Source organism: Shewanella sp. SM69 (genome assembly GCF_025653985.1).
Taxonomy (GTDB): Bacteria; Pseudomonadota; Gammaproteobacteria; order Enterobacterales; family Shewanellaceae; genus Shewanella; species Shewanella oncorhynchi.
Map to the genome: position 1 here is coordinate 120,032 of NZ_JAKKRV010000015.1, position 14,962 is coordinate 134,993.

Annotated in this window: 7 protein-coding genes, 1 tRNA gene, 2 rRNA genes and 2 pseudogenes; 3 read left to right on the forward strand and 9 right to left on the reverse strand. The window is 49.3% G+C overall.

Annotated elements, in window-relative coordinates:
- Positions 1-26: 26 nt before the first annotated feature.
- Together L5M37_RS18405 and L5M37_RS18410 are read right to left on the reverse strand one after the other, a co-directional pair.
- Entirely contained in the window at positions 27-1,166 is a 1,140-nt protein-coding gene (locus tag L5M37_RS18405; RefSeq protein WP_263201519.1) for a restriction endonuclease subunit S, read from the reverse strand.
- Positions 1,163-2,800: a class I SAM-dependent DNA methyltransferase gene (locus tag L5M37_RS18410; RefSeq protein ID WP_317630100.1), complete on the reverse strand. Its 1,638-nt coding sequence runs from the start codon at positions 2,798-2,800 to the stop codon at positions 1,163-1,165. Before L5M37_RS18410 ends, L5M37_RS18405 begins: the two co-directional genes overlap by 4 nt.
- A gap of 47 nt (positions 2,801-2,847) precedes the next feature.
- Between L5M37_RS18410 and L5M37_RS18415 the strand changes: the two genes are divergently transcribed.
- Positions 2,848-3,018: a hypothetical protein gene (locus L5M37_RS18415; protein WP_263201520.1), complete on the forward strand. Its 171-nt coding sequence runs from the start codon at positions 2,848-2,850 to the stop codon at positions 3,016-3,018.
- On the opposite strand, the gene L5M37_RS18420 is transcribed toward L5M37_RS18415, so the two are convergent.
- The 4 genes from L5M37_RS18420 to L5M37_RS18435 form a co-directional block, all read right to left on the reverse strand.
- On the reverse strand, positions 3,015-6,383 hold the full coding sequence (locus L5M37_RS18420) for a DEAD/DEAH box helicase family protein (RefSeq protein WP_263201521.1): 3,369 nt from the start codon (positions 6,381-6,383) through the stop codon (positions 3,015-3,017). The genes L5M37_RS18415 and L5M37_RS18420 overlap by 4 nt on opposite strands.
- Before the next feature lie 239 nt (positions 6,384-6,622).
- Positions 6,623-7,744 carry a CRISPR-associated ring nuclease Csm6 gene (csm6, locus tag L5M37_RS18425; protein WP_263201523.1) on the reverse strand — a complete coding sequence of 374 codons (1,122 nt, stop codon included), beginning with the start codon at positions 7,742-7,744 and terminating at the stop codon, positions 6,623-6,625.
- 24 nt (positions 7,745-7,768) lie between these two features.
- Positions 7,769-8,485 carry a hypothetical protein gene (locus L5M37_RS18430; protein WP_263195741.1) on the reverse strand — a complete coding sequence of 239 codons (717 nt, stop codon included), beginning with the start codon at positions 8,483-8,485 and terminating at the stop codon, positions 7,769-7,771.
- Positions 8,486-8,695: 210 nt separating this feature from the next.
- Positions 8,696-9,250 (reverse strand): hypothetical protein, encoded by a 555-nt coding sequence (locus L5M37_RS18435; RefSeq protein ID WP_263195740.1) that lies wholly within the window; start codon positions 9,248-9,250, stop codon positions 8,696-8,698.
- A gap of 344 nt (positions 9,251-9,594) precedes the next feature.
- Here L5M37_RS18435 and L5M37_RS18440 point away from each other — a divergent pair.
- A pseudogene (locus tag L5M37_RS18440) lies at positions 9,595-10,430 on the forward strand (IS630 family transposase); the annotation flags it as partial.
- Between the two features lie 56 nt (positions 10,431-10,486).
- Positions 10,487-11,510 (forward strand): annotated as a pseudogene (locus L5M37_RS18445) (IS630 family transposase).
- 239 nt (positions 11,511-11,749) lie between these two features.
- Here L5M37_RS18445 and L5M37_RS18450 read toward each other — a convergent pair.
- The 3 genes from L5M37_RS18450 to L5M37_RS18460 all read right to left on the reverse strand — a co-directional run bounded on the left by L5M37_RS18450 (position 11,750) and on the right by L5M37_RS18460 (position 14,824).
- Positions 11,750-11,826: transfer RNA gene (locus L5M37_RS18450), tRNA-Asp, on the reverse strand.
- A gap of 36 nt (positions 11,827-11,862) precedes the next feature.
- Positions 11,863-11,978: ribosomal RNA gene (gene rrf, locus L5M37_RS18455) — 5S ribosomal RNA — on the reverse strand.
- A gap of 71 nt (positions 11,979-12,049) precedes the next feature.
- A 23S ribosomal RNA gene (locus tag L5M37_RS18460) occupies positions 12,050-14,824 on the reverse strand.
- Between the last annotated feature and the right edge of the window lie 138 nt (positions 14,825-14,962).

Consider the following 14,962-nt stretch of genomic DNA (forward strand, 5'->3'; position numbering starts at 1 on the left):
TGTTTTGTTGGCGATAAGATGGTGCTTCAAAGCTGGCCGCTAAAGGCTTGCTGACTTAGTGATAAAAACAAACTCTCAGATTGCGAAAGCGAGGATACCTGCCGCTTCCGTTTAGTCAAAAAATCTTTGAATGTTTCTGAATACTTCTCCTGAAGCGCTAACGGCGGTGCGGGTACAAGAAGTTTTTCAAGATTTCCCTTGCTTACCATGCCTTTCATGGCGTTTGTGGAAATGCTTTGGATTAGCTTCTTGCCAAATAAAGCTACAGAATAGAGATATTCTGTTGTTGCCTCACCTTCAGGAACCAATGCATTAATCTGCTGATTAAACGAAACCTCTCTATCAGCAATCGCTGCGTTACCTATACACTGGGGGCTGCCTGCGATACATGTAATCAGAACTGAGCCTCTCGGAACACTTCGTCCTTTTTTTAAACCGGCATCGGATAAGAATTCTTCAGCTTCCGTCAAGTAGTGATCTGGAGTATTGATATTGTCAGACTTTATCCACTCAATGCTAGAACCGTAATTCTCGGGCTCCTGTCTCGATGGAGTATTTCCTGTCACAACCCTAGCTAGATCCTTAATTGGCTTAGTTTGCCATCCTTTCGGGTTAGTGACGGGGTCGCCGAACATGTCAAGGAAGACGCTGCGCAGGAACTGGTCGGCGAGGTCTATGGCTTGCTGGCGTTTACGGCGCAGGGCGTCTGCCTTGTCGAGAATGGCGGCGATACGCTTTTGCTCGGCCAGCGGTGGGACCGGTACATAGGTTTCTTTTAAGAATTTGAAATGGCGACTGTAGCCTGCCGACTCTATTCGAAGTTGCTTTAGATAATGAAATAGAAATCGTTTATCCAGATTTGCCAAAGGTTCAAGCACTTTTGCACCATCTGCACCAAGAACGAAGGGCTCTTCGATGAACTTGAATGCACGCGTATGATCACCGAACACAATAGTGGGGAGTTCAGACTTACAAATAGCCGATTCTTCATCGGTATATCCGCCGTAAAATGACTGCCCCTGATCGACTACAGGAATAGAACCTGATTCAAGATAATCGCCTTTTTGGACTTTCATATTTCCAGAGGTGGCATCTTTCACCGCTTTGCTAAATGGCAGGACGTCCCAATGGTCTGGAAATCTTGAGAACTCCTCAGGAATGGTCACAGCATCTCCTCCAGCGCTTGCAGATCCCGCTGGATCTCGGTTTCGAGCGCCTTTAGGCGGGCCAGAATATCTTTGGGTGAGTCGTACTCTTCGGCCTGATATTGCTGCTCTTTATAGCGATTGAGGGACAGGTCGTAATTCTCGGTGCGGATATCGTCGGCCGAGACCATAAAGGCCTTTTGGGTTTTACCGCCAAACTCGGCCTTGAGGGCGGTGGTGTCGTTGGCGCGATACAGGGCGCTGTAGCGGCGCCACTTTTCAAGCACATCGGGTATGTCGTTATCGGTAATGGGCGTGCGTTTGTCATCCAGCGAGTAGCCATCGGCCTGCATGTCGTAAAACAGTACCTGATCGGTGCTGCCGCCTTTGGTGAAAATCAGAATACCTGTGGATACGCCAGCATAGGGTTTGAACACGCCGCTTGGCAGGGAAATCATGGCCTCGAGCTGGTTATTGTCGAGCAGCTCTTTACGCAAATCCTTATGGGCCTTGGAACTGCCAAAGAGCACACCATCGGGGACGATAGTAGCGCTGCGGCCACCGAGCTTTAGCATGCGCAGGATAAGGGAGACAAACAGCAGCTCGGTTTTTTTGGTTTTGACGGTGGCGAGCACCTTGGGATTGACCGACTGCTCGTCCAGGCTGCCTTTAAAGGGCGGGTTGGCGAGAATTTTATCGAAAAAGTTATGCTCCTGCGGCTGGCCTGCAAAGTTTTTATTGAGGCTGTCCTGATAGCGGATATTGGCGGCGCTGACCCCGTGCAGCAGCATGTTCATGGCGGAGACCCGCAGCATGGTGCTGTCGAAGTCAAAGCCCCAGAACATCTGGCTGTTAATGTGCTCCTGATAGGGATGCAGTAAATCGCCGCTGTAGACCGGGTTGCCGTCTTCGTCGTTGTGGATGCTTTCGGGGCTGCTGTGGCTGCGGATAAGATATTCCATGGTGCGCGACAAAAAGCCAGCGGTGCCGCAGGCCGGGTCGCAAATCACATCGGTTGGCTGCACGTCGAGCATTTCGACCATAAGGTCGATAATATGGCGCGGGGTGCGGAACTGGCCATTGATACCGGCGGATGAGAGTTTACTGAGCAGGTATTCGTAGATATCGCCTTTGACATCGCTTTTATCCAGCGGCAGCTTGTCGACCATGTCGACGGCGGCGCGCAGCACTGACTCGCTGCGGATCTCGACATCGGCCTCGGCCATAAAGTGGGCGATATCAGAGCCTGCCAGTTCAACCTCGGCAAAATGGGGGAACACCTTTTTACGCAGGTGCGGCAACAGCTCGGCGCCGGACATGTGGTTGAAGTTTTGCCAACGCAGCAACTGACCTGCCGGAGTTTCGGGGAACTGACGCTTAAAGGGCAAGCCAGTACGCTTGGCTTTGCGCTCAGCGGCGGTTTCCTGCATGTCGAGCATGCGGGCAAACATCAGGTAGCTGATTTGCTCAATCACCACCAGCGGGTTGGTGACGCCGCCGGTCCAGAACTTTTCCCAGAGTTTGTCGATATCGTTGCGCAGTTGTCCAGTCAGCATAGCTCTCTCTTGTTGTTGACGGGTGGCGTTGCCCTGCCCGTTTTTGTAATCCAGGTGGCCATCAGCTGTCGCTGAAACCACAGTGGTTGCCGTTCTCATTTTCGCCATGATGGCGCTGCAAAGTATCCGAAAGGTGCAGTTGGCATGTGGCCGATTCTACCCGCTTCAAGCTCGGCTTGGGCCGTTTACAAGCTTATGACACCGCCGAATGTTCAGCTTTTAGTCGATTTTCACTTTTAGTCGTTTTAGCCGCTCTCGCCGAGTTGCCTCTGAAAGCACTTGGCTTATATTCTCGCATTCCTGTGATGCCAGTTTAATTGGGCAACAGGTAGGGCTTTAGCAACGACTGCAGTTCCTCAATATTGACCTCGGGGAAGATATCAAGGCCCTCGCCATCGGTCAGGCGCTCAAAGGGGCCTTCGTACAGCTCCTGAACCTTGATGCGCCCCTGACGGCAGATAACGCTTTTCAGCTGGTTGATAAACTGCACCTGCTTGTAACTCAGCGGATGGGTTTGAATGAATCCGGCAAAGCGACTGTTGACCTCCTCTGGCTCAAGCCCCACCAGCTGTGCCAACGTATGGCCAAGCTCCTCAGGGGTACGGCCATAAAAGGCATTGAGGGCGTTAAGATCCACTCCGGGGTGCTGGGTGAGGATGATAGAGGCGAGTAATTTAAGCTCGGCCTCGGTAACTGGCTGGCCTTGATGAATTTTTTGCAGCACAGGCTCGGTGGCCAGCATGGTATTAACTATGGTTTTAAGGCGCTCGCGGTAGGCTAAAGCCTCATTGTTGCCACCAATCACCACTGGGCGGTCATTCACCTGATAGTCAGTATCTTGGGTATGGGTAGTTGGCGTACCAACAAAGTTCCCGGGCCCAGGCTTTTTGTATTTCATGATACCACGCAGGCTTTTGCGGGTGTTCTCGAGAGCGTCAAGGCTTAGGTTATTCCAGTAATCAGCGCTTTGTACTTTGGCAATTTCCGCGCCCATGTTACGCACGTGGTGGATGGTAACTGCCAGATTTTGCAACGCAGCAATCAGCTCAGCCTTGAGATTTTCAAGCTCGCTGCTGCCACTTAGCAGCGCTGTTTGCAAACTGGCGAGCAGTCGGTCGAATGCCGAGGCATCTTTATCTTTGAGTTTACGCTGCCCCATCAACGGTGCGATCACCGACTCCAGCTGATGTTTGGTGGCACCGGTCATCTCCAGCAATTTGTCAGTCTCCTGCAGCTCTTTTACCAAACGCAGATTACGACGCACGGCGATGGCCTCATCGGGCAGATCGCAAACATCCGCTTTAAGCTGACTGCAGGCAAGTTCATAGGCCTGAACATGGGCTTTGCTTTGGGCTTCATTGGCAAGTGCCAGACGCGCCTCAAACAGGGTTTGCAACAATGAGCAGCTTTGGCCCGTATCGGCCTCGACATACTCTTCGTCAAAGTAAGCAAAGTTGCCGTAATAATCAAAAATAAGGAACTCTTCTTTATGTTTGCCTGGGCCAAACAGATCTGGGCAAAGGCGTGTGCCGCGGCCAATCATCTGCCAAAATTTAACCCAAGACTTTACCGGGCGAGCAAATACTAGATTAACCACTTCGGGCACATCTATGCCTGTATCCATCATGTCGACAGAAATAGCGATACGAAATTCACTGCCGGCCTTTTTGAACTCATCGATACGTGCTTCAGGACGGTCGACCTTGTTGTGAATGACCTTGCACACCTTGCTGCCGTGCTGGGGGTAAAGCTTTTCGCAAAACAGTTTTTCGAGATGTTCTGCGTGGCGCTGATTCTGGGCAAAGATGATGGTTTTACCCACCAGCGAGTTTGTCGCGTCGCTAATGCCATCGTCCATCAGGTTTTCGAGTATGGCGGTATCGGTGGTCACACTGAAAATCTTGCGACCTATGTCCTTGCCCTTGATGGTGGTTTTTTGCGCTTCTTCTTGACCCAGATCCTGCTCTAGCTGCGCTTGCTGCTCTAACGTCAGATCCTTGTAATGAATACCTTGCCTTAAGAATTCACTGGAGCATTCTTTGACTCGGAACGGATTGAGGAATCGCGGCTCGTGGCTGATGGCTTCGGCCAAATCAAAGTTAAAACTGGGGTCGCCATCTTCACAGCCAAAGAGATCGTAGGTATTGCGGGCAATAAACTTGACCGGTGTGGCCGTGAGCCCCACTTGCATGGCATCGAAATAATCGAAGATATCTCGGTAGCGGTTATAGATACTGCGGTGGGACTCATCTGCAATGATAAGGTCGAAAAAGCCCACATCAAGCTGACTAAAGCGGTTCATCATGCCGGGATAGGTGGATACGAACACTTTTGCCGAGGCATCGATTTGGTTTTTCTCGCCAATGACGCATCGCGGCTCGGACGGCAGAAAGTCTTTAAAGGCTTCGTCGGCCTGACGACGCAGCTCTTTTCTGTCGCACAAAAACAGCACCCTTTTTACCCACTTGGCCCGCAGCAGCAGCTCCACCAACGCAATGGATACCCGGGTTTTGCCGGTACCAGTTGCCTGGACAATCAGCACCTTGCGCCGCTGTAGCTGAAACTTGGCAGTGACGGCTTTAATGGCCTCGACCTGATATGGGCGATTGTGACCGGCAATATTGAAATCAGGGTTCAGTAGTTCGAGATTAGGCTCTTTATATTTATACTGGTATTGCAGGAATTTAAGGCTGTCTTTGGAATAGAAACCGAACACCTGACGATAGGTGTTGTACTGCTTGGTATCCCAGATACAGATTTCATAGCCATTGGTGTAAAACACAATGGGCGTGGGGCAATTGTGTTGCTTTGCGAGACCTTCAGCATAGTAACGGGCCTGTTCACGCCCCTTTTGCAGGTTTTCGCGGGAGCGTTTAGCCTCAACCACCGCCAGCGGTGTGCCATCGTCATCCCAGAGTACATAGTCGGCAAAACCAGTACCACTGCTGGTTGGCTGATGCGCGACTGGCATCTCAATACCCACGTTGTCGGGATTGCTGATGTCCCAGCCGGCTTTGGCCAGTTGAGTATCAATGAGAAGCTGACGGGTTTTGTTTTCATCCCACTGCAAGCTGTTGGCAGTTTGGGTGCTGCGAGCCTTGGCAAGACGAAGTTCTTCGTCGGTAAGCTCGGCGCGGTTTTCTGCCTCGATACGTTTTTGGCGCTCAAGCTCAAGCTCTTTCAACAAGGTATCGTGCTGCAGGCGGTTTTGCTGTAGTACTTTGTCGAGCTGTTTTTGCGTCAGTGCGGCTGCACTGCCAGGTTTTTCGGGGTATTGAAGTTCAGCCAGATCGCCGGCATGAAACCCGTAGTAGTTTACCGCCATGTAGTTGGACAAGGCATGGGCGGTACCCAGTGCAGCATAGGCTATTTGCAGTGAACCTTCAGCCCCATGGGCAGTCAGATTGCCCTCTACACGCAAAAAATGCAGCTGATCACGCAGGCGCTGCTCAGTAACGTGAAGGAAGCCATCATTTTTAAGCAGCTCGATAAAGCTGGCTTGGGGCAGCTTTTGAAGACCATCAATGACGTAAATCTCTCTTGTAACTTCTTCGGCAAAACTTCTTAGCCGGGTAATAGCGCTGCCTGGATCCAAATGCAGGATTTGCTCAGCCAGTGCACCAAGATTCGCGAGCTTTTCGTTGTGACCACGAATGAGTTCGAAGTTTAAAGATCCCGTCATTGAAATAGCTACCTCCCTATAAGACTTTGAGTCTTATACCAGAAATTATTTATTATCTCGACGATTTGGCGCCGGATTTGTGCGAATTATCTCAATCCGTTGTTTGACACTCCTGTACGATAAGCGTAACCGAGCAGGATTAAACATTGAGGGTAAATAAGCTTGTGAAACAACCTTCCTTTGTTGCCAGCTAAAAACTTTAAAGGCGTTGATGGGAGCAGTTACACCGATGTCGCCCGCTACAACTCTATCAAATCCTGCAGCTCACTTAAGGCGACTCGGTATCTTTGCCCATGAGCCTCTGAGGTTGATAGTATTGATAACCTATCTGCTGTGGCTATAGGTAACACCCTCTTTAACTTGCTATTGATCGTGCTACATATAGGTTGCAAAAATGCCCTCTCCATCCCTTTGAGCTCTTGCAGATCATGGGCTTTAAAATCCTCTGGAGTAATGCCGAAGCTCTCGAACACTCGAGGGTCTTGGGACAAAGTCGAGAACTGGGTTAAAAAAGCTTGGCTGTGGGAGGGGTCATCATCAAAGTAGCGGTCTACCAGCAGCCCTGACTCACCCTTTTGGTAAAGCCACAGGTAGAAAGCCAATTCCTTTGCGGTGAGCTTAATCTCGACGCCCAAGGTTTCTATGCTTTTGGCTTTAAGATTGACTTTTATTGACAAGGTTTGGCTTTGTCCGGCATTCAACAAGGCTACAGTTTGGCTGAATGATAGGTTTTCCATCGAGGCTAATAGGCTAGGGTCAATGGAGTGTCGCATTCTAACAAACGGAATTTCCGCCAAAGTAACTTGGGCTTTACTGACATCTACCTCGCCTTGTCCATTCTTACCCGTGACCCATTTGGTTGACTTTGTAGGAAACCAAAAATCACGCACAAACTCAAAGTCATCATCGACAAACACATGGCTTAACGTGTCTTGATGCCGACCAAGGAGCGACATGGCATAGCCAGTGTAAAATGCCATGGTCTTGCGCCCACCCGCGAGTGATGTATGAAGCGCAATGTTGGGATCGCTGGTTAACCTGAAGAGTGTCTTGGTAATGAAGTCTGCCATAAGGCTTTGGTCGTCAACGGTTTTAGCATCATCAACCTGATTACCGTCATCATCTTCAATCAACCAGATATGGGACTCATCGAAACGAAAATCGGGAAGCTGATATTCGTCTTTTAGTGCCTGTAAATGACCATCGCGAAACAGACCATTCATCAGCAACGGCTTAGCTGAAAGCGTAGTGATGACAAACACCTCCTCCGGGAACGGCTTGCCGCTCTGGTGGATGGCATACAGGGTTTCTGTCAATACCTGAGGGCTTGCCCCTATGGTTGCTAATAGGATGTTTTTCATAACGTTCCGTGTTTTACTGGTCTTCTAGGCATCATCTTCAATCACCTGAAAATTCTTGTACTCCCGGAAGACATCTGCTGAAACATCCTTGGATTGCTTTCCCTGCCCTGATGGCTGTACTACAAACCTGATTGAGTCCTGTAGTTGGACTTGAGATCTTTCGTAATCCTCGCCTATTGGAAATGTAAGTGAAAACGGGCTCAGTGCCTCAGCAAAATGCTCAACTATTAAATCCCGACTTTTAAAATCATCATTATCAAGCTGGGACATTTTCGCGAGAATAGCTGTATCAATCATTGTGCCGGACAACCAATAGGAGGCAGATGAGTAACCAACGCACCACCTGAGGTTGGAATCCTCGATGCATGCTTGCATAGCGGTCACGTTTTCTCCAACGTAACAAGAACCCAACAAAACCCCAGTTATATTGTATGCTCTCGATTTACTGGCTACAGCGCTGAGCGCATCTAATAGTTTTATTCCTTGAACTTTATCCTTATAGCCATGAGCAGCGATGTAAACAATGGTATTCAGGAATTTTGTTTTACAAAGACAGTCGAGCGCTTTACCGAAGCTGCTTTTATCATAAAAATTTGCCAGATACACTTCTGTGTCACCTGCTAATTTCGCAACACCATCCACAAACGGCAGCACACTGGTGCGATTAGAGTCTTCGGAGTCGATTTCCCAAGGTGCTTCCAAAACCAAAATTGCCCGGGTTGCATTTTGATGTCTTGCCATATTAAAAAACCCTTATGTAACCTACTAAATTATAATGACTTACTATGAATCATTACGTGAAACTAGTCCATAGAGACAGTGATTGAGCACCGTAACACGACTTTAACTAGGAAGGGCTTCGAAGCCTTTAAGGAGCATTTGGGTTAATGCCGTGTCAGTAACGTTGACATTTCATTCCTCAATGAAATGGGTATCTAGATACTGTGGTGCTCAGTAAGACGCTGGCGGAGCGGACGAAGCTATCAGTAGAACGCTTATGACATCTTTCTTCGTGACAGTGACGCAGCTCAGCACCAGCTGAAGTTTGGGGCAAGCGTGGTACAGCGCATCCAAAAATTCGTGCATTAATCCCAGTGAAAAACCTTCAGGTACAGAAAAGTGAATCAAGACATCCATAACCATTTGGGTATTTATCCCGGCAATCAGCGGCGCACCTGAACTGCCGCCAAGGGCGCCAACCAACAACACCGAGTCCGATTCTTTGATGAGTTCTTTTGCATCATTAAGTCCATGTTCATCAAATGTCGCTTCACCATTATTCTGCAGCCCGTCAGAGTTAACCAAAAGGGTGTTGGCATAGTCGATGGTACTCAGCAGGCTTGACTTACGACTGGCCAAAAGCCCATCCACTTCGGTGTGATTTTTCTTAACCAGACTTGCACCAATGTAAGAACCAAGATCGCCCACGCCAATTACCAGAACCCGAGGCGTATACATAGTGAGGGCGAGATTATCAGCGACTAAAAATACTGGCTCGTTATCCAAGTAACAAACAGCCTAGCCCACAACACCCGATTGTCCAGAGCAGAGTCAGCTTGCTTCTTGAATAGTTCAACAATGACATCCCAATCATCACAAAACTCGTACCAGTACCTAGTCTTCCCTCAATAGCATCGAAACCCTCGGTAACTAAGCTAAAAACAAATCCCTGCTCCAAACATAAACCGCACATACCCTGCTCCTTATTCATTTTACGGATTAAGGATACAGAGCAATGCGTCAACTTGAGTCGCACAAGTACAGGAAGGCAAATCGACTGAGCGCGAATATAATACCAATTATATTAATTATGTGATCTAATTGGTCATCAGTTTTTAATCATACAAAATATGAATCATCCCCACATCGCAGCCTTAGTTAAATCGGAGAAAAGTGCACGCAAACGTATGCGCTATCTTGCCTTACTCCATTTCACTGAAGGTCATTCTCGTACCGCCATCGCAAGCATGCTTAAGGTCAGTAGAACCAGCGTCAATCGCTGGGTCTCCGCCTATTTAACCCATGGGCTGACTGGCCTTGACGATGCACCCAATCCGGGCCGTCCTGCGACACTCTCCAGACCACAGCAAGCTAAGCTTAAAGCCTTCGTACAGCACAGCAGTCTATCTGAACAAGGTGGCAGGTTGATGGCCAAGGATGTCGGCCTGTTTATTCAGTCTGAATTTGGCGTGACGTTCAAGCAAGCAAATATCTACCGCTTGCTGCATCAACTTGGCTTCTCATGGATTAGCACTCGCTCTCGCCACCCGAAACAATCTCAGGCTATACAAGAGGCTTTTAAAAAACTTCCGCATGGCAACGATCCTTAACACACCTGGGCACGTTGCACTCGATCGCATGGTTTCAAGATGAAGCCCGCTTTGGCCAACAGAATACCACCACCCGTATTTGGGCTGAGAAAGGGACCCGTCCACGGGCCGTCAAGCAGCAACAATTTGAATATGTGTATCTATATGGCGCCGTGTGTCCGGCAACGGGGGCGACACAAGCGATTATTGCCCCGCATGCCAATAGCGAATATATGCGTGAACACTTAAAATTGATCTCGGCCGCAACAGAATTTGGACGGCATGCACTGGTCATCATGGACGGTGCGGGCTGGCATCAACAAGATTTGGCCGATGACTTTGATAATCTGACGCTTCTCAAGTTGCCGCCTTATACCATTCCGCATAGAAGTCTGATCTAATAGCAAGCAACCCAACAGCTTAAAATTGGATTATGAAACCTGAAACCGCTGAAAGTCTGCTTAGCCTCTCCAAAAGAGAAAAAAATCCGCATAAGCGCATGCGATTGCTCGCTGTATCGCTATTTTTGCAATGCCATAACCGCACTCAGGTGGCAGGCCAGTTGAAGGTGGCCAGATCTAGCGTCAACTTATGGGTCTCCAGCTATCTTGGGCAAGGACTGGCAGGACTTGAAGATAAACCACGCTTAGGGAAGAAGCCGTCATTGTCAAATGAGCAAAAAAGGAGACTCGCCAGATACATTGAGTTTAAAGCACAATCAGATGAGGGCGGCAGACTCACTGGGGCTGATATCCAGCAATACATCTCGAGTGAGTTTAATGTCGAGTACCATCCCAATCACATCTAGAAGCTACTCAAGAGCATGGGATTCTGTTGGATAACCAGCCGCTCCAGGCATCCAAAACAAACTCAGAGCTTACAGGACGCTTTTAAAAAAGTTTCCTCTGGAAACGATCCTTCACGCTCCCATTCATATACAACCACACCAGATTGATATTTGGTTTCAGGACGAAGCCAGATTCGGCCAGCAAAATACAACGACACGACTTTGGGCCCCCAAAGGCAGTAGACCAAGAGCGCTAAGACAGCAGCAGTTTGAATATGTACACCTCTTCGGCGCTGTCTGTCCTGCAACAGGAGAAACTGAAGCCATCATCACGCCATTCGTTAATAAGGACATCATGCACCAGCACTTGGAGCTGATTGCAAAACGCACCAAACCTGGCCGCCATGCTGTCGTGGTAATGGACGGTGCGGGTTGGCATACCAATGACATTGCTGCTGATATCCCCAACCTGTCGATACTCAAACTGCCGCCATATTCCCCAGAACTAAACTCCATCGAACAGGTATGGAGTTGGCTGCGCCAACATTATCTCGCCAATCGTTGTTTTAAAGGATATGAGGACATAGTGGATGCCTGCAGCCAGGCATGGAACAGCTTTATCAGTTGTACAAAACGCGTGGTAAACTCGGGAGTGGGCGAAGGTGACTGAACTTTAATGCGGAATGGTATTATTCATAGCAAGGACAGCGTAAAAAGTTTGTGCACAAGAGGCTGGGCTAAAGTGGTCAAGATCTGATGCGGATTGGTATGACATGACCTCCGGTCAAACACAGTACAAAGTCACCATATGGTCACATTTTGGTCACGGTCACAAAGGGAGGAATGGGATTGTAAACGGATTAAAATCAAAAAGCCCATGCTAATTAATAGCATGGGCTTCATGAATGTTGGCGGAGCGGACGGGACTCGAACCCGCGACCCCCGGCGTGACAGGCCGGTATTCTAACCAACTGAACTACCGCTCCTTTAGCTTAACGTCTACACGTTAACCTAAATTAGGCGCTTGGCGATGACCTACTCTCACATGGGGAGACCCCACACTACCATCGGCGCGTTTGCGTTTCACTTCTGAGTTCGGGATGGGATCAGGTGGTTCCACAAGGCTATTGTCACCAAGCAAATTCTGTTTATTAGGAGGAAGTGCTAGAAAATGTCTGGAACATTTTCAGYAAAACCCATCTGGGTTGTATGGTTAAGCCTCTCGAGTCATTAGTACATGTTAGCTCAACGCCTCACAACGCTTACACACCATGCCTATCAACGTCCTAGTCTCGAACGGCTCTTTAGAGGAATTAAATTCCTAGGGATGACTCATCTTAGGGCTCGCTTCCCGCTTAGATGCTTTCAGCGGTTATCGATTCCGAACGTAGCTACCGGGCAATGCCATTGGCATGACAACCCGAACACCAGCGGTTCGTCCCCTTGGGACCGACTTCAGCCCCAGGATGTGATGAGCCGACATCGAGGTGCCAAACACCGCCGTCGATATGAACTCTTGGGCGGTATCAGCCTGTTATCCCCGGAGTACCTTTTATCCGTTGAGCGATGGCCCTTCCATTCAGAACCACCGGATCACTATGACCTACTTTCGTACCTGCTCGACGTGTATGTCTCGCAGTTAAGCTGGCTTATGCCATTGCACTAACCGTACGATGTCCGACCGTACTTAGCCAACCTTCGTGCTCCTCCGTTACTCTTTGGGAGGAGACCGCCCCAGTCAAACTACCCACCAGGCACTGTCCCTAATCCCGATAAGGGACCTAGGTTAGAACATCAAAACTACAAGGGTGGTATTTCAAGGACGACTCCATCATGACTAGCGTCACAACTTCAWAGTCTCCCACCTATCCTACACATGTAGGTTCAATGTTCAGTGCCAAGCTATAGTAAAGGTTCACGGGGTCTTTCCGTCTAGCCGCGGGTATACGGCATCTTCACCGCAATTTCAACTTCACTGAGTCTCGGCTGGAGACAGCGTGGCCATCATTACGCCATTCGTGCAGGTCGGAACTTACCCGACAAGGAATTTCGCTACCTTAGGACCGTTATAGTTACGGCCGCCGTTTACCGGGGCTTCGATCATGAGCTTCTCTTGCGATAACCCAATCAATTAACCTTCCGGCACCGGGCAGGCGTCACACCGTATACTTCCTCTTGCGAGTTTGCACAGTGCTGTGTTTTTGATAAACAGTTGCAGCCACCTGGTATCTGCGACTCCCGTCAGCTTAGAGAGCAAGTCTCATCACCAACAGGAGCGTACCTTCTCCCGAAGTTACGGTACCATTTTGCCTAGTTCCTTCAGCCGAGTTCTCTCAAGCGCCTTGGTATTCTCTACCCGACCACCTGTGTCGGTTTGGGGTACGATTCCCACTAACCTGAAGCTTAGAAGATTTTCCTGGAAGCATGGCATCAACTACTTCAGTCCCTTAGGACCTCGTCATCAGCTCTCAGTGTGTACATTAAAGTACGTGTCCCCGGATTTGCCTAAGAACACCACCTACCACCTTAAACGCGGACTACCAACGCCGCGCTAGCCTAGCCTTCTCCGTCTCTCCATCGCAGTTAGCGGAAGTACAGAAATATTAATCTGTTTCCCATCGATTACGCCTTTCGGCCTCACCTTAGGGGTCGACTCACCCTGCCCCGATTAACGTTGGACAGGAACCCTTGGTCTTTCGGCGAGGGGGTTTTTCACCCCCTTTATCGTTACTCATGTCAGCATTCGCACTTCTGATACCTCCAGCGTGGGTTACCCCTTCACCTTCAACGGCTTACAGAACGCTCCTCTACCGCGCACAGTAAACTGTGCACCCGTAGCTTCGGTGACTAGCTTAGCCCCGTTACATCTTCCGCGCAGGCCGACTCGACTAGTGAGCTATTACGCTTTCTTTAAATGATGGCTGCTTCTAAGCCAACATCCTAGCTGTCTAAGCCTTCCCACATCGTTTCCCACTTAGCTAGTACTTTGGGACCTTAGCTGACGGTCTGGGTTGTTTCCCTTTTGACGACGGACGTTAGCACCCGCCGTCTGTCTCCCGAGTAGTACTCATTGGTATTCGGAGTTTGCAAAGGGTTGGTAAGTCGGGATGACCCCCTAGCCTTAACAGTGCTCTACCCCCAATGGTATTCGCTCGAGGCGCTACCTAAATAGCTTTCGAGGAGAACCAGATATCTCCCGGTTTGATTGGCCTTTCACCCCCAGCCACAAGTCATCCGCTAATTTTTCAACATTAGTCGGTTCGGTCCTCCAGTTGATGTTACTCAACCTTCAACCTGCCCATGGCTAGATCACCGGGTTTCGGGTCTACACCTTGCAACTAAACGCGCAGTTAACACTCGGTTTCCCTACGGCTCCGCTATTCGCTTAACCTCGCTACAAAATGTAAGTCGCTGACCCATTATACAAAAGGTACGCAGTCACGGTCTCAAGAACCGCTCCCACTGCTTGTACGTATACGGTTTCAGGTTCTATTTCACTCCCCTCACAGGGGTTCTTTTCGCCTTTCCCTCACGGTACTGGTTCACTATCGGTCAGTCAGGAGTATTTAGCCTTGGAGGATGGTCCCCCCATATTCAAACAGGATGTCACGTGTCCCGCCTTACTCGTTTTCATCAATGGTTAGTTTTCATGTACGGGGCTATCACCCTGTGCCGCTGCGCTTTCCAACGCATTCCACTAACACCCCACTGACTTAAGGGCTAATCCCCGTTCGCTCGCCGCTACTAGGGGAATCTCGGTTGATTTCTTTTCCTAAGGGTACTTAGATGTTTCAGTTCCCCTCGTTCGCCTCGCAACACTATGTATTCATGTTGCGATAACAGCTTATGCTGCTGGGTTCCCCCATTCGGACATCGTTAGCTCAAATGCTTGTTACTAGCTCGCCAACGCTTTTCGCAAGTTACTACGTCCTTCATCGCCTCTGACTGCCAAGGCATCCACCGTATACGCTTAGTCGCTTAACCATACAACCCAAATGAGTTTCACTCATCTGAGAGAAGATAAACAAGCAATCTGTGTGAACACTCAACAAACATTAAGTTAGTCGTATAGGTAAGGAGGTGATCCAGCCCCAGGTTCCCCTAGGGCTACCTTGTTACGAC

Bases quoted from the DNA above. Each gene is read 5' to 3' on its own strand.
- L5M37_RS18420 (WP_263201521.1), bottom strand. From the start codon at position 6,383: ATGACGGGATCTTTAAACTTCGAACTCATTCGTGGTCACAACGAAAAG.
- L5M37_RS18410 (WP_317630100.1), bottom strand. From the start codon at position 2,800: ATGAGAACGGCAACCACTGTGGTTTCAGCGACAGCTGATGGCCACCTG.
- L5M37_RS18430 (WP_263195741.1), bottom strand. From the start codon at position 8,485: ATGGCAAGACATCAAAATGCAACCCGGGCAATTTTGGTTTTGGAAGCA.
- csm6 (WP_263201523.1), bottom strand. From the start codon at position 7,744: ATGAAAAACATCCTATTAGCAACCATAGGGGCAAGCCCTCAGGTATTG.